Origin of the sequence: Leeia speluncae (assembly GCF_020564625.1) — a bacterium.
Lineage (GTDB): Bacteria > Pseudomonadota > Gammaproteobacteria > Burkholderiales > Leeiaceae > Leeia > Leeia speluncae.
In genome coordinates, this window is record NZ_JAJBZT010000009.1 from 82,169 (window position 1) to 104,884 (window position 22,716).

The 22,716-nt window shown below is 44.1% G+C and carries 18 protein-coding genes; 8 read left to right on the forward strand and 10 right to left on the reverse strand.

Features of this window, described 5'->3' with window-relative positions:
* Positions 1-97 precede the first annotated feature (97 nt).
* The 3 genes from betC to LIN78_RS14765 all read left to right on the forward strand — a co-directional run bounded on the left by betC (position 98) and on the right by LIN78_RS14765 (position 4,442).
* Positions 98-1,627, forward strand: a complete 1,530-nt coding sequence (gene betC, locus LIN78_RS14755; protein ID WP_227181622.1) for a choline-sulfatase — start codon at positions 98-100, stop codon at positions 1,625-1,627.
* Between the two features lie 107 nt (positions 1,628-1,734).
* The gene (gene choX, locus LIN78_RS14760) at positions 1,735-2,682 is read left to right on the forward strand and encodes a choline ABC transporter substrate-binding protein (RefSeq protein WP_227181623.1); all 948 of its coding nucleotides are present in this window, start codon (positions 1,735-1,737) and stop codon (positions 2,680-2,682) included.
* Between the two features lie 92 nt (positions 2,683-2,774).
* Entirely contained in the window at positions 2,775-4,442 is a 1,668-nt protein-coding gene (locus tag LIN78_RS14765; protein WP_227181624.1) for a ClcB-like voltage-gated chloride channel protein, read from the forward strand.
* 65 nt (positions 4,443-4,507) lie between these two features.
* Here LIN78_RS14765 and LIN78_RS14770 read toward each other — a convergent pair whose 3' ends face one another.
* Both LIN78_RS14770 and LIN78_RS14775 read right to left on the reverse strand, forming a co-directional pair.
* Positions 4,508-7,702, reverse strand: a complete 3,195-nt coding sequence (locus LIN78_RS14770) for a pilus assembly protein (protein WP_227181625.1) — start codon at positions 7,700-7,702, stop codon at positions 4,508-4,510.
* Between the two features lie 273 nt (positions 7,703-7,975).
* Entirely contained in the window at positions 7,976-8,896 is a 921-nt protein-coding gene (locus LIN78_RS14775; protein ID WP_227181626.1) for a CobD/CbiB family protein, read from the reverse strand.
* Between the two features lie 377 nt (positions 8,897-9,273).
* Here LIN78_RS14775 and LIN78_RS14780 point away from each other — a divergent pair, with 377 nt between their 5' ends.
* Positions 9,274-9,861 carry a superoxide dismutase gene (locus LIN78_RS14780; protein WP_227181627.1) on the forward strand — a complete coding sequence of 196 codons (588 nt, stop codon included), beginning with the start codon at positions 9,274-9,276 and terminating at the stop codon, positions 9,859-9,861.
* Between the two features lie 66 nt (positions 9,862-9,927).
* Here the strand turns inward: LIN78_RS14780 and LIN78_RS14785 are convergent, their stop codons facing one another.
* A complete protein-coding gene (locus LIN78_RS14785; RefSeq protein WP_227181628.1) occupies positions 9,928-10,260 on the reverse strand; it encodes a DMT family transporter in 333 nt (110 codons plus the stop codon).
* Between the two features lie 88 nt (positions 10,261-10,348).
* On the opposite strand from LIN78_RS14785, the gene LIN78_RS14790 reads away from it, so the two are divergent.
* Complete coding sequence (locus tag LIN78_RS14790) at positions 10,349-11,236, forward strand: LysR family transcriptional regulator (protein ID WP_227181629.1); 888 nt, start codon at positions 10,349-10,351, stop codon at positions 11,234-11,236.
* A 90-nt stretch (positions 11,237-11,326) separates the two neighbouring features.
* On the forward strand, positions 11,327-13,114 hold the full coding sequence (gene tfpB / locus LIN78_RS14795; RefSeq protein ID WP_227181630.1) for a type IV pilus assembly ATPase TfpB: 1,788 nt from the start codon (positions 11,327-11,329) through the stop codon (positions 13,112-13,114).
* A 103-nt stretch (positions 13,115-13,217) separates the two neighbouring features.
* Here the strand turns inward: tfpB and rpsT are convergent, their stop codons facing one another.
* A complete protein-coding gene (gene rpsT / locus LIN78_RS14800; RefSeq protein ID WP_227181631.1) occupies positions 13,218-13,481 on the reverse strand; it encodes a 30S ribosomal protein S20 in 264 nt (87 codons plus the stop codon).
* Positions 13,482-13,707: 226 nt separating this feature from the next.
* On the opposite strand from rpsT, the gene murJ reads away from it, so the two are divergent.
* Positions 13,708-15,243: a murein biosynthesis integral membrane protein MurJ gene (gene murJ, locus LIN78_RS14805; protein WP_227181632.1), complete on the forward strand. Its 1,536-nt coding sequence runs from the start codon at positions 13,708-13,710 to the stop codon at positions 15,241-15,243.
* Between the two features lie 76 nt (positions 15,244-15,319).
* Here the strand turns inward: murJ and gabD are convergent, their stop codons facing one another.
* From gabD to recA, 5 genes are all read right to left on the reverse strand, one after another.
* The gene (gabD, locus tag LIN78_RS14810) at positions 15,320-16,780 is read right to left on the reverse strand and encodes an NADP-dependent succinate-semialdehyde dehydrogenase (RefSeq protein WP_227181633.1); all 1,461 of its coding nucleotides are present in this window, start codon (positions 16,778-16,780) and stop codon (positions 15,320-15,322) included.
* Between the two features lie 98 nt (positions 16,781-16,878).
* Entirely contained in the window at positions 16,879-17,163 is a 285-nt protein-coding gene (locus tag LIN78_RS14815) for a cupin domain-containing protein (RefSeq protein ID WP_227181634.1), read from the reverse strand.
* 84 nt (positions 17,164-17,247) lie between these two features.
* Positions 17,248-18,522, reverse strand: a complete 1,275-nt coding sequence (locus LIN78_RS14820; RefSeq protein ID WP_227181635.1) for a 4-aminobutyrate--2-oxoglutarate transaminase — start codon at positions 18,520-18,522, stop codon at positions 17,248-17,250.
* Between the two features lie 193 nt (positions 18,523-18,715).
* Positions 18,716-19,204 carry a recombination regulator RecX gene (recX, locus tag LIN78_RS14825; protein ID WP_227181636.1) on the reverse strand — a complete coding sequence of 163 codons (489 nt, stop codon included), beginning with the start codon at positions 19,202-19,204 and terminating at the stop codon, positions 18,716-18,718.
* A gap of 73 nt (positions 19,205-19,277) precedes the next feature.
* Positions 19,278-20,336: a recombinase RecA gene (gene recA / locus LIN78_RS14830; protein WP_227181637.1), complete on the reverse strand. Its 1,059-nt coding sequence runs from the start codon at positions 20,334-20,336 to the stop codon at positions 19,278-19,280.
* A 190-nt stretch (positions 20,337-20,526) separates the two neighbouring features.
* Here recA and LIN78_RS14835 point away from each other — a divergent pair, with 190 nt between their 5' ends.
* Complete coding sequence (locus tag LIN78_RS14835; RefSeq protein ID WP_227181638.1) at positions 20,527-21,306, forward strand: helix-turn-helix transcriptional regulator; 780 nt, start codon at positions 20,527-20,529, stop codon at positions 21,304-21,306.
* A gap of 65 nt (positions 21,307-21,371) precedes the next feature.
* Here the strand turns inward: LIN78_RS14835 and astB are convergent, their stop codons facing one another.
* Positions 21,372-22,712, reverse strand: a complete 1,341-nt coding sequence (astB, locus tag LIN78_RS14840; RefSeq protein ID WP_227181639.1) for an N-succinylarginine dihydrolase — start codon at positions 22,710-22,712, stop codon at positions 21,372-21,374.
* Between the last annotated feature and the right edge of the window lie 4 nt (positions 22,713-22,716).

Sequence of the window (22,716 nt, forward strand, 5' to 3'; positions counted from 1 at the left end):
CACAGCAAGGCTATCTATGTATAAATTATGAATCATTGTTCGTTCAACTACATGATTAACATAAGTAATCATGATGAATCATAGGTATATCACGGCGATGAGTAAACAACCAAACATTTTGATTCTGATGGCAGACCAGCTTACCCCTGGTGCGTTAGCTGCTTATGGCAATAAGGTCTGTAAAACACCAAATATCGATAAGCTAGCCGCCAATGGCCAAGTATTTGAGTCAGCCTATACCAATAGTCCGTTGTGCGCGCCATCCCGCTATGTGTTTATGTCTGGCAAATTGCCAAGCAGAATTGGTGGTTATGACAATGCATCTGAACTACCATCCGAAGTCCTGACGTTTGGCCACTATCTACGCCACGCGGGTTATCACACTATTTTGTCCGGCAAGATGCATTTCTGTGGCGCAGATCAAATGCATGGCTTTGAAGAACGCCTCACCACAGATATCTACCCTGCCGATTTTGGATGGACACCGGATTGGAGCAAACCAGAAGATCGTCCTAGCTGGTATCACAATATGAGTTCTGTCACGGATGCAGGTGTGTGTGTTCGGACCAATCAGTTAGATTTTGATGAAGAAGTCGTGTTTGCGGCTAAACAAAAGCTCTATGACCTAGTCAGAACTGACGATAAACGTCCGTTTTGCATGGTAGTTTCGATGACCCACCCGCACGATCCTTACGCCATTCCTAAAAAATACTGGGATCGCTATCAGCATGATGAAATCGACATGCCAAAGGTTAGCGCCGCAGATGTACCGCAAGACCCGCATACCCTGCGTCTGCGTCATGTAAGCGATATGGATAACAGTCCGATTAGTGATGAACAAGTTCGTAATGCACGCCATGCTTATTATGGTTCAGTGGCATTTGTTGATGATCAAATCGGAGAAATTCTGCAAGCGCTAGAAGATACCGGTCAAAGCGAGAACACCATTGTGATGTTATTAGCAGACCATGGCGACATGCTCGGCGAACGTGGTCTTTGGTACAAGATGTGTTACTTCGAGGGAGCTACTCGTGTACCACTGATCATTTCCGCACCTGAAAAATTTGGAATTGGTCGTATTAAAGCATCTGTCTCACTCGCAGATATTTTGCCAACCGTCTACGACATAGCATACAACGGAGACGCACCTGCACACCCAGAGCAACTAGATGGTCGTAGCTTATGGCCACACCTCACCCAAAACGGCGGTCACGATGAAGTGATTGGCGAATACCTAGGCGAAGGCGCCATTGCTCCGCTACTCATGATTCGTCGCGGCCCATGGAAGTTTATCTATAGTCCAACAGATCCCGACATGCTGTTTAATCTAGAAGAAGATCCACTAGAAAAGCAAAACTTAGCTGGATTAATCGATTATGCAGATCTAGTCGCCAAATTCCATGCTGAAATTGCAGAGCGCTGGGACTTAGCCACGCTCACCAAATCGGTTCTACAAAGTCAAAAACGTCGCCAGTTCCATTATGAAGCTCAAGTAAAAGGGCATCGTAAAGCATGGGACTTCCAACCCTTCCAAGATGCTAGTCAGAAATATATGAGAAATCATATTGAACTAGACACCTTAGAAGCCATGGCCAGATTCCCAAGAGTCTTTGGTCACGGCGGTTAACCCTTTTACGCGGCAAATGCAGTTAACCACTGCATTTGACCGTGAAAACACTAGCTTAACTAATTAATTTATGTTGCAGTAACCCTCAATGTCAGGAGAGAGTCATTATGCGTCGCACTGCCCTTTTTAAGTTTTCTGTTGCCACCATTGCCGCAAGTATTTCCACCATTGCGATGGCAGCAGATCCAGATAGCTGCAAAACCGTCAAAATGTCTGAACCAGGCTGGGCGGATATTCAAGCAACCAACTCAATGGTTGAAGTGGTATTAGAGGCGCTGGGCTACACACCCAAAGTAGATAACCTATCGGTCCCTATCACATTCCGTGGCTTACAAATGGGCCAAACAGATGTATTCCTAGGTAACTGGATGCCCGCCCAAAAACCGATGGTGGAAGGCTCGATTAAAGATGGCAGCATTGAAGTCATGCAAACCAACTTACCACAAGCTAAGTTCACATTAGCGGTGCCTGCCTATGTCGCAGCGGCAGGGGTAAAAAGCTTTAATGATTTACAAAAGAACGCCGACAAATTTGAAAACAAAATCTACGGTATTGAAGCTGGCGCCCCTGCAAACCGTAATATTCAAAATATGCTAATCAAACATGATTTCGGTTTGAAAGACTGGAAATTAGTTGAATCAAGTGAAGCCGGTATGCTCAGCCAGGTGTCTCGCAAAATTGCCGATAAAGCATGGATTGTCTTTTTGGCTTGGGAACCACACATGATGAATACCAAGTTCAAGATATCTTACTTAGCGGATGGCGATGCCTATTTTGGCCCGAACTACGGCAGTGCGAGTGTACATACCGTGTCACGTAAGGGTTTTGCTAAACAATGTCCTAACCTAGGCAAATTGTTCACACAAATCAAATTTAACGTCGATATGGAAAATGACATCATCACTGATGTACTAGACAAAAAACAAGATGCAAAAGTCGCCGCAAAAGCAGCTTTAAAAGCCAACCCACAATTGGTTGCTAGCTGGCTAGCAGGTGTACAAACCACCACTGGTGGTGATGGTCTAGCAGCCGTTAAACAAGCACTAGCTAAATAATACCCCTCTCTCCTTACACCCATCGATTTATCTCCTCGATGGGTGTTTTTTTTCACTGTACAATCATGTCATCCTCTAGTCAGGCTTACCACATGAGACATCGGAAAAGCCAATACAACAAACTCGTCGTTACGCTTTGTATCGCCGTCGTCATTGGTGCCATTGGCGCTTTAGCGACGCAAGGGTTTCGCGGGTTACTCAATTTATTGAGCCTCTTCTTATATCAGCACCCCGATAGCCCGGTTCATACGGCCAGCCTCTTGCCTGACTGGCTAAAGATACTCACCCCAGCATTAGGTGGAATACTTGCAGGCTATATCTTGCAAAAAGTGCATTACCAAGCTGGTGAACAAACCGACTATATGGAAGCCATTACCCTAGGTAACGGCAGTCTACCAATTAAGCAATCCTTACTTCGTGCCGCTTCGTCAGCGATTTCGGTTGTCTCAGGGAGTTCGATTGGACGAGAAGCATCGATGATTCAGTTGGCCGCCTTAAGCGGCTCATTATTACTGAATCAATTCCTTTCTCATCTTCCAAACAAGAGGTTACTCGTTGCCTGTGGGGCAGCAGCAGGCATCACCGCCGCCTACAACACCCCCATCGCAGCAGCCCTCTTTGTTAGTGAAATCATCTTACAAACCATCACGTTTGAAACCCTTGCGCCGCTTGTCATTTCCGCTGCAGTTGCCCAGCTTATCTCTAGCTCATTCATCGGAGAAGGGGCTATTTATCATTTCCCTGCACTAGCTCAACACCTAGGCATTAGCTGGTATTGGTACGCACTGATTGGCATGATTGCCGGCGTTGCAGCGCCTATTTTGCTAAAACTCCTAAATATCACGCGACAACTATTTCAAAAAACCCCGATTCCACTTTGGGGAAAACTTGGTGTTGGTGGGCTAATTGTTGGTGTGCTATCTGTTGGTGAAACTGCGGTATGGGGAAATGGCTATGAAACGGTCAACTTTCTTTTTGCAAACCCGCTATCGCTTACCGCTTTAATTGTCTTGTTGTTATATAAAGTCAGCGCCACAGCGGTTTCTACTGGTTCAGGTGCCATTGGCGGTATCTTCACCCCCTCCTTATTAGTCGGCGCAATCATGGGATCAATCGCATTCCATATCGCTGCTTTTTTTCAGCCAAATATGGCAAACAGTGCGATTTGGATTATCTGTGGCATGGGGGCATTTTTAGGTGCAACAACACATGCGCCATTAATGGCAATCCTCATGCTGTTTGAAATGACACAAGCCCCACAAGCCATTGTGCCGCTAATGCTTTCAACCGTATGTGGGTTTATTCTGTCAAAAGGGCTTGGCAGCACATCTGTTTACGCGCGTGCCTTACCAGAAAGCCACCAAGGTACAACACCCATCGATCATCTAATCAAAAAAGACCCGCCCACTTTGGCCTATCCGCCGAACATCGAAATAGCTGACCAACTATTTAAAACCTATCTTTGGCCACATATCTATGTGACCGATAACGAGTTTCGCTTTTTAGGTGCGATTTCTCTTCATGACTTCAGAGCGCTAGAGAGCAAACAAGCCTTAGCAGAAATGCTCAATGTACCTGATTGCTATATTCGAATGAATTACCCAAGAATTCGCTCAGACAACCTCGTAGAAGAAGCGATTAATGTATTTGTCACCCATCAAGGGGAGCGGGTGCCTGTGATAGGAGAAGATGGAAAGTTGATTGGATACATGACGAAGAATGATCTTCTAAAACGCCTAGGGCAACATTGGCAAGATTAATCAAAAAAGAAATAACAAAAAAATGAGCGAGCCTTAGCAACTCACTAAGACTCGCTCATTATCGACTACAGTAATTCGCGCCAAGAAATTCGATTTACCTTTACTTTGCTAGCAGCGCTTGAAGAGCACGATGTCCCTAAGCAGCTATTATTAAACGTCAATGTAGTAGTTGATGTAGCTGAACCTAGTGTTGTTGTCCCATTTACCGGTGTTTGCGCTACCGTTACTGTATTTCCAGAGGTTCCGCCACCACCAGACATTTGGGTAAATACGCCAGAGTCGTTTGAATCTTTCAATGCTACAAAGCTTCCTGAATCCCCAAATGATCCTGTAGAGGAAGTAACCCCATTACTGACTGTCGTCGTTGAAAGCCCAATTCGAGATAGCTCCCCAGGATAAAAGGTTAGTTTGTACCCAGCAGCAGAATCAACAGCCGATTCTGTTACAGAACCATCATTATTGAAATCTAAATTATCCCCAACCTCAGCATAACCATCTTGGTCAATATCTAAGAATGAGGTAGTTAAAGGCGCTCCTGTTAGTGCATTCACAGAGTAAAGCCATCCTTCACCTCCGGCAGTACATTGACCAGATGACACAGGTTGTCCCGTTGGAAACCACACAGCAGAAATCGATCCATCACTAGCCTCTTCGATGCGTGGATTGGCCGCCTCTCGTGCACCAGAATCAGGCAAGTCTATATACCAACCGAATACACCTGTATCTGTTAAATCAACAGAGTTTGTGGAAATATTTCTGTACTTACCAACTAACTTGGCAGTATCCGTCACATCAATTTCACGTGACGTATTAATCGTTTGCTGGATTAAGTTAGATCTAGATAAGTTATTTGAAGTGAACGAATCAGAAGAGCTGTTATATCGATCCAATACACCATAAAGTGATTGTGTCGATGTGCTAGTTCTATCAGCCGTTGTAAGTAATCTACCAGTCCCAAAGACAATCATGGTTCCCAACTTATTGCCACTACTGTCTTTAGCGGTTGTAATCACTGGCCGATAAAAAATTGGCTGAGTTTCATTTGAACTATTTTTCGCCACAAAAATGGGGCTACTTGCAACAGACCATGCACTTGGCGTACTAGAGGTTAAATTAAATCGCCATAGATTCCCGTTGATATCACCCGCATATACATAGTCGATAATGCCATCCTGAGCGACATCAAGACCCGCAGGCGCTGAAAGTCCAGCGCCAGTGATTGGCACATTAATAGAACGAATTAAAGAACCATCACTTAACCGAATTACATACAGTTTATTGGTAGAAGATGAGTCCGAGATCGTATCATTTGGAGAGTCGGTCGTATTATTATCATAACCACTTGGAATAATTGCCACCGGTTCAGCTGTGGTGCTACTTGTTCTTGCGACTGTGATTAATGCTTTTGAGAAATTATAACCGACAGAGGCATCATGCTTATTTGTGTACTCCCACATGACAGTCTTGCTTGGGGTTGTTTCTGTAAAGTTAGCACTACTTGTCACATCTAGTGCAAATACCCCCTTACCGCCCTGAGCAAGAGAGCCAAGAAGAATGGTTTTCCAACTCGCAGCGGACTCCCCTGAACGTTGTATCTTAATATCTGTCGCGATTAAGGGTCCATTCACAAAATAGTTGTGTGCCACTGTGGACCCATAACTAGTGCTAGTCAGGTCAGGTAAGTTACCGTACACAGATGAAGGAACATACCCCAATATCTCGGAGCCAGAAGATGTACTAAATCCATGGAGCATGCCATCATTCGCACCAGCAAATACCATTGCCCGAGAAGCATTATTAGTTTTAAAAGTGGCGTAATCAGTTAGATTAGAAGAGCCACTTGGCGCACCTACATGAACAGGGTTCGTATCTAAGAAATCACCAAGTAATTGGGCTTGGCTAGCAGAATCTAGGCGGGTTCTAAAGCCTGATATTCCTTGTTTACCACGTATAAAATCCACCACATTTTGTTTTGCAGCGGTTGTTGAGCCTAACAAGTTCCAGTATGCAGTGTAGGATGGCAATACCGATTTATTGAAAACAAGTGGTGTTGTAGTCGTTCCTGAAACCAATCCTGTTAAGACAACTCTTGTGTTACTCCACCAAGTAGAACTAGCGGCGGCCGCCGCTCTCATCACCGTCATAGCACTCGTGGCAGAACCCCAACTTGGATTACCTCCATTATAATCAGCAATTAAAATATCGCCATGCCAGTCAGAAGTATCATAAATACCCTTGATCATTTTGGTACCAGACTCAACCGTCGACGTACTAGCAATCACCTGTCTTGAGTTCGCAACCTGATTAGAAATGCTCTGCAGAATCGAATTTAAAGAACTCACCAAACTGGCTTGGTTGCTTGCTGTGTAATACTCACCGCCCCCCCAACTTGTCGTATTTGTAAAGACAGAGTTTGCAGAGCTAGGCGCATCAAATCCAACCATGTAGGTTGCAACCGTCTGTTTTGGAAAATCAGTCGCATCAAATGAAACACCATCTGCATCTGTTCCCCCTTGGACCAAATCTACTTCATGCATAAATTTTGCAAGATAAGCTAATGAGGTAGTGTTACGCGTACTATAGCTGGCCGGATATGTTGCATTATCACGATAAGGCAACTTGGAAGTATTAGAAGCGGACTCCGTTGGGAAAGTCACGGATGAATTTTCATTCGGCTCGCCATCCGTCACAATAATGACAAAGTTTTTTTGGCATCGGTACTGAATTGGTGACGAGTATGCAGTATTCTGGGTACCCGCTGTTAAAGGATCAGTATCTCTACCATAAAGAGAAGTTAGCCCACGGTAGTATCGAGTAATTTCATTGTAAGTCGATGCTAATGGCGTAATATAAGAGGCAGTTAATGCATTGATTTTATTATTAATCTCAGTTAAATCAGCAGCCGCACTTCGACTTTTAACAGGCGATCGCATAATACCAGAAACCGTCTGAAACGAAAAAAGCCCCCATTTCATACTACTGTTATTTGTAATTAATGTAGTTGATACGCTTTTTGCTGTACTTAATTTTGATGTACAAGGGGACGAACTGCCAGAGGGGCAAGACGCCATTGATCCAGAATCATCAAATAGCAACATAATATTTGGGGGTACGGTAACCGCCGAGTACTGAGGAACACTTGGATAGGGAGAATCAGCATACACAGGAGAAGCAGCCATTTCGACCAAACCAGCAGCTACCAATGTAACAATTAGTTTTGGATGTGTTCGCCTTGTTTTGCGATGGTTTGACGGCTTCATTTGTAGTTCCCCAAAATCACTATATACAAAATACATGCTACGCTGGCATTTTTGACATGACATCTAATTACAGATGAATTGCCACTTTAAATAACTCAACGGTATTATCGAATTTAAAAGCATATCGATTTTTTGGAAGTATTCGCCCAACCTTTACCCAGTCTTTCACCTCGCATAAAGTTGTAAACTTATTTATTCAGCAAACCGCAAAAAGACATAAAAAAAACCGCTGATTTCTCAGCGGTTTTTTAAAAATTGAAGAACTGTTATCAACTAGATCGCATGGGATAACGATAGCAACAGCACTACTAATAACCATAGCAAAACACCACGCCAAATTAGTCCGACAGCACTCTTTAGATAGTCTGGATCAGCCTCGTCCCCCACACCTAACTCAGGGCGATATTTCACGGTATGGTCTTGGTGAACAGGGTCTCCCAGTCTCACTCCAATAGCGCCAGCACCACTCGCGAGTAAGATACCGTAAGCGTAGTTTGCCCAGTTTGCCGCCTGCGCTCTCCAGCAATACACCGCATCTTCAAAATCACCCACAATCGCAAAGCTAACCGCTGTTAAACGGATAGGTATCCAATCTAACAAGTTATGCATCGTCGCAGCAAAGCGGCCAAACAAATCGTCCGTTCGCTCTGCTCGTTGACCCCATTTATCGAACAAACGAGACGATAAACGATATAACACAGCACCAATTGGGCCTGGCAACATTAAGAACCAGAAGATCGTCGCAAACACATAGCGGTGCGAGTCGATTAACCCCTGTTCAATAGACACTTTAGAGACTTCCGACTCGGTCATCTCGCTTGTTGGTTGATTTGTCCAACCAGATAGCAATTCACGTGCACTATGCAAATCTTGCTGCTGTAGCGACTCTGAAATACCGGAAAAAGCACTAGAAAAATGCCGAAATCCCATGGTGAGGTAAAGAATCACTACATTCCAAGCTAACCCCAAAAATGGATTAATACGGTGCAAGACGGCATACACTGCCCAAGCGATTAAACAAGCGGGGACAACCGCCAGTAACCAGCCCACCACGCCGTGAACATATTCACCGGCATTGAACTTCCGTTCAATCAGGTTGGAAAAACGGGTATATAGGAGGAAAAACTGATTTCGACTGCCTAACGGATGAAATTGCTCTAGCAACAACGCTAGAACCAATGCAAGCAAACTCATGAATGCTCCATAGTTATCATTATCTATACCTTAGCACATAGCGGCTTAGATTCAATGCTTTTCCTGACGAAAACCGCGCTATTGCTTCGATACTTGCAAGTTGGTATGGGCAGCAAGATAGCATAAAGGGGGGGTATTGTCTTCGCTCACAAGCAAAGCAAACTGAAAATTTCTGAAAAAATAGATTATCATTTTAGTCAACTATTGTCGGTCAAACCGTTGTTCTATAAACTAAGCATGATGACGGAAGCAGCATATTTGCTTGTTTTATAAGCTTAAAAGCATTAGTTATATAAGTCCGCTATCCTTTTTCTTTGGTTGATGCCATATAACAATCAGCCAACCTCACTGTTAGAAACTAAATAATGGAGTAGCAAATGGAACACAAACTGCCAGAACTACCATACGCATTAGACGCACTAGCTCCTCACATGTCTAAAGAAACCCTAGAATACCACTACGGCAAACACCACCAGACATACATCACCAACTTGAACAACTTGATCAAAGGCACAGAGAACGAAGAGCTTTCTCTGGAAGAGATCGTTAAAAAAGCACCAGCTGGTGGCTTGTTCAACAACGCAGCTCAAGTTTGGAACCACACATTCTTCTGGCTAGGCTTCAAGCCAAATGCAGGTGATGCACGCGTACCAGCTGGCAAACTAGCAGATGCTATCAATGCAAAATGGGGTTCTTTGGAAGAATTCAAAAAAGCTTTCAATACATCTGCTGCTGGTAACTTCGGTTCTGGCTGGACTTGGTTAGTGAAAAAAGCTGACGGTTCTCTAGACATCGTTAACACATCTGCTGCTGCAACCCCACTAACAACTGCTGATACCGCATTGTTGACCTGTGACGTATGGGAACACGCATACTACATCGACTACCGTAACAGCCGTCCTAACTACCTAGAAGGTTTCTGGAAATTGGTAGACTGGGATGTTGTTGCTGCTCGCCTAGGTTAATTCTTAGCGAACACCATGAAAAAAGCGGGGACTCGCCCCGCTTTTTTTATTTCCGAATCTCGTACTTTAATGTGCTTTAGTATGGGAAAAAAGTTGAATGACCAATACGCCACCAACAATCATTAAGCAACCAATAATGGCAGGCAAATCAGGCATTTCTTTGAAGACAAAGAAACTAGTCACCATGACCAGCAAAATGCCAACACCGCACCAAATGGCATATACCACACCAACAGGTAGTGCTCTCATTACAAGCGCAAGCAAGTAAAAAGAAAATCCATACCCTATCACCACTAAAACAGACGGCAATGGACGAGTAAATCCATTAGAGGCTTTTAGCGAGGTGGTTGCAATCACTTCTGAGAAGATTGCAAAAGTTAATAGTAGGTAAGCATTCATCTTGTCACTCCTTGTCAAACGTTGCGAAGCGTACAATAATTCAAAATAATATATCGTTAAAGATAATTACCATCTGAAAAATAGATAGATGAATTGGACACTCGATCAATTAGTCACTTTTGTGACCACTGTAGATTCAGGCTCTTTCAGCGCGGCAGCACGAAAGTTGGGAAGAGCACAATCTGCCATTAGCACCGCAATTGGCCTGCTAGAATCTAGTTTAGGCGTATCGCTTTTTGATCGCAGCACAAAAATACCAACGCTAACAAACCAAGGGAAAAGCCTACTACCCGAGGCAAGAGAGATTCTTAGGCAATGTGATGCACTGAATAACCAAGCACTCATACTTGGGCAAGCTGAGGTAGGTCGTGTCACCTTTGCAATGGATGAGGGTCTCCCCTACCCACCAGCCTTAGCCTTATTAAGTGCATTGGCTAAACCCTACCCACAAATAGAACTCAATGTACTACATGGTTCTCAGGAAAATATTGTCGATTGGCTACAAACCAATCAGGCAGACATTGCCCTAGGCTTTCATCGAAAACCTGTCCCACCAACGATCGAATCAGTTCCAGTTAGTGCCGTACCACGTATCATGGTTTGTGGACATGAACACCCACTTGCAGGCAAACCAAAAATCCAGCGAAGACAATTGGCGCGTTACCGTCAATTAATCCTCTCCCCAAATCAGGTGGATGAGGATGAAGAAGAGCGAATTAGCCCACAAGTTTGGAGAGCAAATAGCTTATATGCAGTCGCTGAACTTGCTCGGTTAAATCTGGGATGGGGGGTCTTACCTGTGAACATTGTCCAATATCCTACGCTTGACGGAAAATTGGTTGAACTCAGTAGTACAGATTTATTTTTTCCAGCCTTAGAAGTGCGACTATATTGGCGAAGTGGGCAAGGTGAAAGTGAGGTTTTGCGTTGGATACGGCAATATTTGCAAACAAATCGATTTACACATATTGCTTAGCCACAAGTTTTAACGAATTTGCACACAACATGACAAGTAAATTCGTTACACTCCGCAAGTTACTCATTTATCCCGTTTACAGGACTACCCATGCGTGTCTTTTTACCCATTCGCTCGGCACATGATAGACGTCTGTCGACTCAAGGTATTATTGAAGCATTAATTGAGGATGGGGTATTACCAAAAAGCGTTGCAGAAGCCTTCCTGATACCCGCCAGAACCTCGATCAACAGCGATGTACATCCTCTCACACTGATTTCAAAACAAAATTGGAAATGTGCGTCACCGACCAATGAAGTAATCTCTATTGATTACCTAGGTAGTTGGTTATCCAAAAAAGTTGGCCTTCCTTATTTTATTATTGATCCGCTTAAAATAGATGTCGCCGCCGTTGGTGGTGTTGTGACCCATGCGTATGCTAGCCGTTATGGCATCTTGCCGATTGAAGTAACACCAACCACCGTGACAATTGCGACTTCTGAGCCATTTATTAGAGAGTGGGAAGAAGAGTTAACGAAAATCCTGAATCGGACGATCGTTCGTGTCTTAGCTAGCCCCATTGATATCGCCAAATATCTGCCAGAGTTTTATAACTTGTCTCGCTTTGTGAAAAAAGCGAGTAATCAAGTTACCCAGCAGAATTTTCTACAAAATTTCGAACAGCTCGTCGAACTCGGGCAAAAAGGCACGCTAGACGCAAATGATCACCACATTGTTTCTTTGGTTGATTGGATCTTTCAATATGCATTTGAACAACGAGCCTCAGATATTCATGTAGAACCAAGGCGGGATATGGGGAATATCCGTTTCCGCATAGATGGCGTACTACATAATGCCTATCAAGTACCAACAACCGTCATGCAAGCTATTATTGCGCGTATCAAAGCGCTCGGCAGAATGGACCTAGCTGAAAAAAGACGTCCGCAAGATGGTCGAATCAAGACTAAAACACCTGACCAACGCGAAATCGAACTGCGACTTTCCACCATGCCAACCGCGTTTGGTGAAAAGTTAGTGATGCGGATTTTTGACCCGCAAATTTTGATTAAAAATTTCTCCGAGCTTGGTTTTTCATCGGATGACCAAGCCAATTGGAACCGTTTTATCCAACGCCCTCACGGCATTGTATTGGTAACAGGGCCAACAGGTTCTGGTAAAACCACAACCCTCTACACCACACTCAAACAATTAGCCAATGATGAAGTAAACGTTTGTACCGTTGAAGATCCAATTGAGATGATTGAGCCCTCATTTAACCAAATGCAGGTGCAATCACAAATTGATTTAGATTTTGCCTCTGGTGTACGCACCCTACTACGCCAAGACCCAGACATCATTATGATTGGCGAAATACGGGATAAAGAAACAGCTGAAATGGCTATTCAAGCAGCGCTGACGGGGCACTTAGTACTATCCACGCTTCACACAAATGACGCGCCCTCGGCCATTATTCGCTTAATTGACTTAGGCGTGCCTGAATATTTAATCACCGCAAGCTTAGTCGGCGTCATGGCTCAGCGTCTGGTCAGGACACTTTGCCCACATTGTAAAGCGCCAGATGAACTAGATGAAATGGCATGGAATGATTTATTAAAACCATACAAAGCCCCAATGCCCAACAAAGTATATAAAGCAGTGGGATGCCTGGAATGCCGTATGACCGGATTTAAAGGCCGTGTCGGCTTATATGAAATGCTAACCGTTACCCCAGACTTAAAAAGATTAATTAGTAAATCAGCTGCACCGGACACACTAAAGCTACAAGCAATGAAGGACGGTTTAAAACCACTGAAATTGTCTGGCGCACAAAAAATCGCGGCTGGATTAACAACACTAGAAGAAGTACTAAAAGTCGTACCGACTGATCATGACGACTGATGCCGGATATTCAGGATGACATCTGAAGCATCGTAGAAAAAACAAAAGCCACCCAATGGGTGGCTTTACGCTTACTTCCTAATGGAAGTTTGACTGTTTACAATCAAGCCATAGCTTTGATTGCAGCAGACAGACGGCTCTTGTAACGAGCTACAGTATTCTTATGAATAACTTTCTTGTCTGCAATACGGTCAACGATAGCTTGTGATGCCTGGAAAACACCTTGTGCAGCTGCTTTGTCACCGGCTTCAATCGCCTTGCGCACTTTTTTGATAGCCGTACGCAGTGCTGAACGCTGGCTGGCATTGTGCTGGCGAGCTTGCTCGGCTTGACGCGCACGCTTTCTAGCTTGAGCGCTATTTGCCATGAAAACTCCTTAAACCTTAAAAAGATGACGGATCAAACAAATGTTGGATGTTACGGACTTCCTGCATAAAATGCAAGTTTCGCGTATGATCTAGGGCAATTATTTTACCTCATTTTTGAATTGATAGTTAACTTTGCAACAAGAATATCAACCAAATGAGCGAACCAAGCGTTGTTACCACAACAATGCCGATTAATCGTAATGCTTTAAAAAGACTAGAAGCACAATGAATTTATTAAAAACCGTATTTACCGTTAGCGGGATGACACTAATCTCTAGGATCCTTGGGTTTATTAGAGATGCCGCTATCGCTAGGATTTTTGGCGTCAGCGTCGCAACGGACGCTTTCTGGACTGCCTTCAAAATCCCTAATCTATTAAGAAGAACGTTTGCAGAAGGTGCATTCTCGCAAGCTTTCGTCCCTATCTTAGCAGAATACCGCAAAACAAAAAGCGATGAAGAAACCAACACTTTGCTCAACCATGTCGCAGGTGTGCTTGGTCTCGCATTATTGATTGTCACTATATTAGGTATTATCGCAGCACCATTTGTCGTCTGGCTAACAGCAACAGGGTTTGCCAACACACCGGCAAAGTTTGAACTCACAGTTACCTTGCTACGCTGGTTATTCCCTTATATTTTTCTAATCTCTCTTGCTTCATTAGCAGGCAGTATTTTAAATGCTTACAATAAATTCTCTGTACCTGCATTTACTCCCACGCTACTCAATATCTCGATGATTATTGCCACCGTCTTTGTGGCACCGCACATGCACACCCCAGTGTTAGCTCTCGCAATTGGCGTACTAATTGGTGGCATCTTACAACTGGGTTACCAACTTCCGCATTTAGCGAAGCTTGGCAAATTGCCGAAGCCAATGCCCGCTTTTAAAGATCCAGCGGTAAAGCGCATTGTCTTACAGATGGGTCCGGCGATTTTTGCTGTATCCATTAGCCAGATTAGCCTTTTAATTAATACTTGGTTTGCCTCTTATCTTGAAAACGGTAGTGTTACTTGGCTTTATAACGCTGATCGTCTAATGGAATTACCCACAGGGCTATTGGGAGTAGCGCTAGGCACGGTATTGCTGCCTTCACTCTCTAGAAGTGCCGCCAGCAATAACCAAGAAGAGTTTAATGCACTGTTAGATTGGGGCTTAAGGCTAACCCTATTACTTGCCATCCCTGCAGCTGTAGGACTAGCGATTATGGCAGCACCGTTACTGGCCACCTTATTTATGGGAGGCAAATACACGGCGAGAGATGTGTTAATGACAGAACAAGCATTAGCAGCATATAGCATCGGTTTAGCGGGGCTAATCCTCGTGAAAGTGTTAGCACCTGGTTTTTATGCAAGACAAAACATTAAAACCCCCGTCAAAATTGGGATTGCTGTTTTGTGCTTTACGCAAGCGACAAACTACGTGCTAGTCCCATTTATGAAGCATGCAGGCCTAGCCTTGGCAATTAGTTTAGGTGCGATGGCGAATGCAGGCTTATTGTTCTTTAATTTGCGACGTCGAGGAGAATACCAACCTGCCGCAGGCTGGTTAGTATTCTTTAGTAAGCTGATTCTTGCCACTAGCCTAATGGCAGTATTTTTATGGTTTGCTAAAGGGAGTTTTGACACCTGGACGCATTTGCGTGCATGGCAACGGGCAATTTGGCTTACCGCTTGTATTGGTGGCGGTGTGGTCTTGTACTTTGGTAGTTTATACGCGCTTGGGTTCAGATTATCTCAATTTAAACGTCGTGCAGATTAAGCATCGCGGCTAAGTCGGTACAAATAAAAAACCCGCCAATTTTAGTTGGCGGGTTTTTTATTGCGATAGAGACAAATTACTTGTCTAAACCACCCATACATAGATATTTAATTTCTACGTAGTCTTCAATACCGTATTTAGAACCTTCACGGCCTAGACCAGACTGCTTTACACCACCAAACGGTGCTGCTTCGTTAGAAATAATACCGGTATTGATACCCACCATACCGTACTCTAGACCTTCAGAAACACGCCAGATACGGCCGATATCACGAGCATAGAAGTACGATGCTAAGCCAAACTCTGTATCGTTTGAATAACCAAGCACTTCTTCTTCGGTCTCGAACTTGAACACAGGTGCTAATGGACCAAATGTTTCTTCGCGAGCAACTTTCATCTCTTTCGTTACACCGGTCACAATCGTTGGCTCGAAGAATGAACCACCTAGTGCATGGCGCTTACCACCAAGAATCACTTTACCGCCTTTTGCAACCGCATCAGCGATGTGCTCTTCTACTTTTGCAACGGCTTTAGCATCGATTAGTGGACCTTGCGTTACACCCGCTTCGGTACCGTTACCCACTTGCAGCTTAGCCACAGCAGCAGCAAATTTTTCGTTAAATGCATCGTATACACCAGCTTGCACGTACAGACGGTTTGCACATACGCAAGTCTGACCAGCATTGCGGTATTTAGAAATCAACGCACCTTCAACCGCGGCATCTAGGTCTGCATCATCAAATACGATGAATGGAGCATTGCCACCAAGTTCCATTGAAACTTTCTTGATCGTTCCTGCAGTTTGCTGCATCAACTCACGACCAATTTCAGTAGAGCCAGTGAAGCTTAGTTTACGCACGATATCGTTGGTTGATAGTTCGCCACCAATTGCCACAGCAGAACCAGTTACCACGTTAACCACACCAGCAGGGATACCAGCACGCTCAGCCAACACTGCAATTGCCAATGCTGACAATGGCGTTTGGGTTGCAGGCTTAATCACCATGGTACAACCGGCTGCTAAAGCAGGGGCTGCTTTACGGGTGATCATGGCATTTGGAAAGTTCCAAGGCGTAACCGCTGCACAAACACCGATTGGCTCTTTAATCACTACTACGCGCTTATCATTAGCAGGCTGTGGAATTACATCACCATAAATACGTTTTGCTTCTTCAGCAAACCATTCAATATAGCTAGCGCCGTAAGCAATCTCGCCTTTTGCTTCGGCTAATGGCTTACCTTGCTCTGCGGTTAAGATAGCAGCCAAGTCATCTTGTGATGCCATCATTAGATCAAACCACTTGCGAAGAATGTTTGCACGCTCTTTCGCTGTTTTCTTACGCCAAGTTTTGAAGGCTACGTTTGCAGCTTCCACGGCACGGCGAGTTTCGACTGCACCCATTTTTGGGATAGAGCCAATCACTTCACCGGTTGCAGGGTTAGTCACTGGAATTGACTCACCATTGTCTGCATTTAACCATTCGCCATTGATATAGCATTGGCTTTTTAATAGGCCAGGATCTTTTAAAGAAAGCATTTGAATCTCCGGAAAATATAATTGCCACACTCATGGCAGCAAATACATCAACATTCAATAAAACGAATCATAAAAGAATAGCCGAATACAATATTCGGCTATCGAATTTCTATCTCGATAAAGCTAACTTCGTGATCACTGGTGTTGGTGACGTTATGCCGAACACCTGCTTTACGAAAGTAAGATTGCCCTTTAACCAAGGCAGATGTTTTTGTTTCCCCATCGACTTCCAGCATTAACACGCCGTCTGTCATTGGAACAACCACATAATCCATTTCGTGGGTGTGCCAACCAGTCTCTGCACCTGCAGCAAACTTCCACTCTGTTACCACAGTGCGGTCATTATTAATTTGTTGACTAGGTACTGCGCAGACTTTACACATCATCTACACCTGAAAAAGCAGCCCGGAAACTGCATTTGCGTCGTTCCCGGGCTTAATCACGAGTTTTCAAACTAGTAAAAAAGCTTATTGAGCTTCTTTCATTGCTTCAGCAAGAATGTTCATGCCTTCAGCCAAGACGTTTTCTTGGATAGTAAGTGGCATCAAGAAACGAACAACGTTTGCATACACACCGCAAGTCAATAGAATCAGACCTTTTTGCAATGCTAGTTGCTGTACTTTCTTAGTGAAATCTGGATCTGGCTGAGAAGTACCTGCTTGGTTAAACTCAACCGCAATCATGCCACCTAGACCACGTACATCAGCGATTTGTGGTACAGAAGCTTTCAAACCATTCAAGGTTTCTTTGATCTGCTGACCTAACCAATTTGCACGGTCACACAATTTTTCTTCTGCAATCACGTCAATCACTGCATGAGATGCTGCAATTGCCAATGGGTTACCTGCGTAAGTACCACCCAATCCACCTGGAGCGGGTGCATCCATGATTTCGGCACGACCACACACGGCTGCCAATGTATAACCACCAGCCATTGATTTAGCCATGGTCATCAAATCTGGCAATACATCGTAGTGTTCCATCGCAAATAGTTTGCCGGTACGAGCAAAACCAGTCTGCACTTCGTCAGCAATCAACAGAATGCCATGCTCGTCACATAATTGACGTAGTGCGCGCATTAATTCTGCAGGCGCTGCGTAGAAACCACCTTCACCTTGAACTGGCTCAAGAATAATGGCAGCAACACGTTTTGGATCGATAGATGCTTTAAAGATCAATTTGATCGCGTCTAAAGAATCTTCAACAGAAATACCATGTAATTCAGAAGGATATGGTGCATGGTAGATTTCACCTGGGAATGGGCCAAAACCTACTTTGTAAGGAACCACTTTACCGGTCAATGCCATGCCCATCATGGTACGGCCATGGAAGCCACCATTGAAAGCAATCACACCAGAACGGCCAGTAGCTGCACGAGCAATTTTGATCGTGTTTTCAACAGCTTCTGCACCAGTAGAGAAGAAAGCGGTTTTCTTCGCGTGGGTACCTGGGGTTAATTTATTAATCTTTTCTGCAAGAGAAACATAAGACTCGTATGGAACCACTTGGTAACAAGTGTGAGAGAACTTCTCTAGTTGAGCAGCAACAGCAGCTGTCACTTTTGGATGACGGTGACCGGTGTTCAATACAGCAATACCACCTGCGAAGTCGATATAACGACGACCTTCCACATCCCACAACTCAGAATTCTCTGCGCGCTCCACAAAGAAAGGAGCCATCACACCAACGCCACGTGGCGTTGCTTCATTTTTGCGATTCAATAGGGATTGGTTGTCAGCCATTACAGTCTCCAAAGATAACAAGAAATAAACACCTAGAAGTGTTTAACATTTAACCACACCACGATAGCAGAAATTTAAACACAAAACTAGATATGTGATGAATAAAATAAACAAAAAAGGTTTTTTGTCGATTTTTTAGTACATCAGTGTTTAATTTTATTGTTACGCTTGGAGGACCTTTTAACAGAATCCACTACCATTCATCATCTGCACTTTGATCTATTTCACCATCATCAAGAGACAAAACATACTGGATACTGCTCATTGAAAACCCCCTGCTTGCCAGAAAACGCATTTGCTTCATTTTATCTTGCGGGCTGTCGGGCTTTTGGCCAAATTTCTTTAGCCAAACTTGCTTTACTCTCGCTTTTTCATCGTCAGCGGAATCTTGAATGGTGTCATTGGCTAACGAGGCATCAATACCTTTTTCTCGCATTAGCTGTTTTAGATACCGATCACCATACTTACTCGATTTAGCCTGTACCCATTGTTCTGCAGCTCGTTCATCTGACAACCACTTACGTTGCTCCAGTTTATTAACAACAGCCTCTAATTCTTCAGTAGAGTTAGCATGAGCTCTTAACCGTTGGGTTAACTCCGCTTTTGAGTATTCGCGACGAGATAATAGATTAATCGCTCTCGCCTCTAGGCTGATCGTCTTTTTTTCTGGTTTCTCCGTCATCTTCTTCTCCAAACAAAAAACCCTTCATTTGCATGAAGGGTCTTCTGTTGTATTACGAATTTACGTACTACGCTTACTCTGCATCACCATGCATTTCAGCTTCCATCTTTTCTTCTTCAGATGGCTCAAACTGAGGGGCTGCAGCAACGCCTACTGCTTGGCGCACTTTCGCTTCAATTTCTTGGGCAATAGCAGGATTTTCTTTTAAGTACTCGCGCACATTGTCTTTGCCTTGGCCAATTTTGCTTCCGTTGTAAGCATACCAAGCGCCTGATTTATCAATGATCTTATGCGCAACACCTAATTCAATCACTTCACCTTCACGAGAAATGCCTTCGCCGTAAAGAATATCAAACAAAGCTTCGCGGAATGGAGGCGACACTTTGTTCTTTACCACTTTAACGCGAGTTTCGTTACCAACTACTTCATCGCCCTTTTTAATCGAGCCGATGCGACGAATATCCATACGTACAGACGCGTAGAATTTTAGAGCGTTACCACCAGTTGTGGTTTCTGGGCTACCAAACATCACACCAATTTTCATACGAATCTGGTTAATGAAGATAACCAAGGTGTTAGTGCGTTTAATATTACCTGTCAGTTTACGTAATGCTTGGCTCATTAAGCGAGCTTGCAAACCTACGTGGCTATCACCCATTTCACCTTCAATTTCTGCTTTTGGTGTTAATGCAGCTACCGAGTCGACAACAATAATATCTACGCCACCAGAACGAACTAGCATGTCTGCAATTTCTAATGCCTGCTCACCGGTGTCTGGCTGAGAAATTAGCATCTCACCGACATTAACACCTAATTTTTGTGCGTACTGTGGATCTAATGCATTTTCTGCATCGATATAAGCTGCAACACCGCCTTGCTTTTGAATTTCAGCAACCACTTGTAAACACAATGTTGTTTTACCAGATGATTCTGGGCCGTAAATTTCTACGATACGACCTTTTGGCAAACCACCCACGCCAAGCGCAATGTCGAGTCCTAGCGAGCCAGTAGAGACCACTTGAATATCGTTTTCAATTTGGCCTTCACCCATTTTCATAATGGAGCCTTTACCAAATTGCTTTTCGATTTGGGCTAGTGCGGCGGCTAGTGCTCTGCTTTTATTTTCATCCATGGCGATATCCTGCTGGGTTGGTAGTTGTGTATGCACGCATTATAGAACGATCGTTCTTTTTATTGCAATAACTATTCATTATAAATTTTTTAATGTGTGTTTTCTATGTTCATACGGGGAATTTCAAGATTTGCTCAACCATCAGTATACTGATGTTACTTATCATCATTTATTACAAAAGGTAGCTCCTTTGGCTGAGGTATTAGCAACAGAACTCGCTGAGTTTATTCGAAAGCACAGAGAGTTACGTCGACCAGAAGAAGTGGGTATTTCCGCAGGGAAACGACGTCGCACACCAGGCCTTCGTCGCGAAGAATTAGCCCAGCTATGTGGTGTCAGCATTACTTGGATCACCTGGCTTGAACAAGGTCGTGATATTCAGCCATCAGCCAAAATGTTAGATCGGCTAGCGACCGCATTGGGGCTTACTGATTCTGAAAAGCGCTATTTATTTAGGCTTGCTGCTCGTCCAGATCCAGCAGAATTAGCGCATGCAGATCCGAGCATAGAAAAATCTTTACAAGATACGCTCAAGGCAATTAATAGCCCTGCTTACGTACTCGATAAAACATGGCGAGCCGTCTCTTGGAATAAGCAAGCTAGCCAGCTTTTTCAAGGCTGGTTAGATAGCCATGCCACCACTCGTAATTTACTCACGTTCGCCTTATTAAGTGAAACTGCGCACACGCTGATTCCCGATTGGCAAATTCGCTGTCAGCGGTTAGTGGCAGAATTTAGAGCAGATTGTGTGAGATACCGTGACGATGAAGAGATTCAGTCCTTAATCAATGAATTAACAGCGCAATCCACTTTATTTGTCGATGCTTGGCATGATCAAAAAGTCACCGAACGCTATGGTGGCTTGCGTAAATTTTGCCATCCGGAGTTTGGTGAAACAGCGTACAACCAACAAACATTTTATCCGGCAAGCAGGCCAGATCTTAAACTCGTCATCCTGACTAAAGCCTAATTAGCGAAAAAAAAAGCCCGGCAAAAAGCCGGGCAACTGCAGAGTATTCTAAATGAATGCTTACCTTATCGTTGGAATGGGTAAACAGAACCTAGTTTTAAGATTTGTGTTAATTCATCTAGCGCGGTTTTGCATTCTTCATACAGAGATGGGTCAGCTAAATCCGCTTCGGCAAGCTGATCACGGTAATGTTTATCTACCCACGTATTTAACGTATCAAACAAGCGGTCATTCATCATAATGGCAGGGTTGACTGCGGCAAGTTCAGCCTCCGTCAACGCAACTCTTAAGCGCAGACAAGCAGGCCCACCACCATTTTGCATACTTTGTTTTAAATCGAAGATTTTCACTTCGTTAATCGGCCCACCACTGCTGATCAACTCGTCCAAGTAAGCAGATACCGCCGCGTTATTTCTACATTCTTCCGGCACTACAATAATCATTTTGCCATCGGCCTTAGACAGCAATTGACTATTAAACAAATACGATTTCACTGCGTCTAGCACAGACACTTTAGCAGTTGGCACTTCTATGGCGATAAAATCTGCCCCCTTAGCCGCCAATTTTCTTTTCAATTCAGCCAGTACATTGGCTTGATCTAAAAAGCTTTCTTGGTGGTGGAATAGCACATTTCTGTTACCAACAGAGATGACGTCATTATGGAATACACCTAAATCAATAACTTCTGGATTTTGCTGTGCATATACCACGCTGCCTTCGTCTAGGCCATGAAGTCTAGCCACTGCTTCGCAGGCTTCTAATGTATGGCGTGCAGGATATTTTTGCGGTTCCACTCCGGCTGAAAACGCTTTCTTACCGTAAACAAACAACTCAACACCGGGGCTATCGTATTCTGCACAAAAGCGGGTATGGTTTGCGGCACCCTCATCACCAAATGCGGCAACAGCAGGCAAGGCATCATGATGGATAAAGTAGTATTCATCAGGAAACATCGCGCGCAAAATTCGGCTGGTTGTCGGATGTTCAATCGAGCGATGAAATTTATTGTTTAAGTTTGCCGCCGTAAAATGTAAACAACCATCTTGCGTATCAGCAGATGGGCTGACGGTTGCAGCATTGGCCGTCCACATACAAGAAGCAGAACTCACATTGGCCAAAATAGCAGGCGCTTCTTTTGCCGCTTGGCGAATTACATCGGCGTCTTTGCCTGTAAAGCCAAGTCCACGTAAGGTCTTGATACTCGGTCTTGCCTGAGGTGCAAACACACCTTGTTTAAACCCCAAATCCGCCAGTGCTTTCATTTTTAGCAGCCCTTGTTTGGCTGCTAAACGTGGATTGGAGGCCTGCTTTAAATTTGATGTAGATGCGACATTACCAAAAGATAAGCCACTATAGTTATGCGTAGGACCGACGAGTCCATCAAAGTTTGCTTCAAAAGCTTTCATGCTA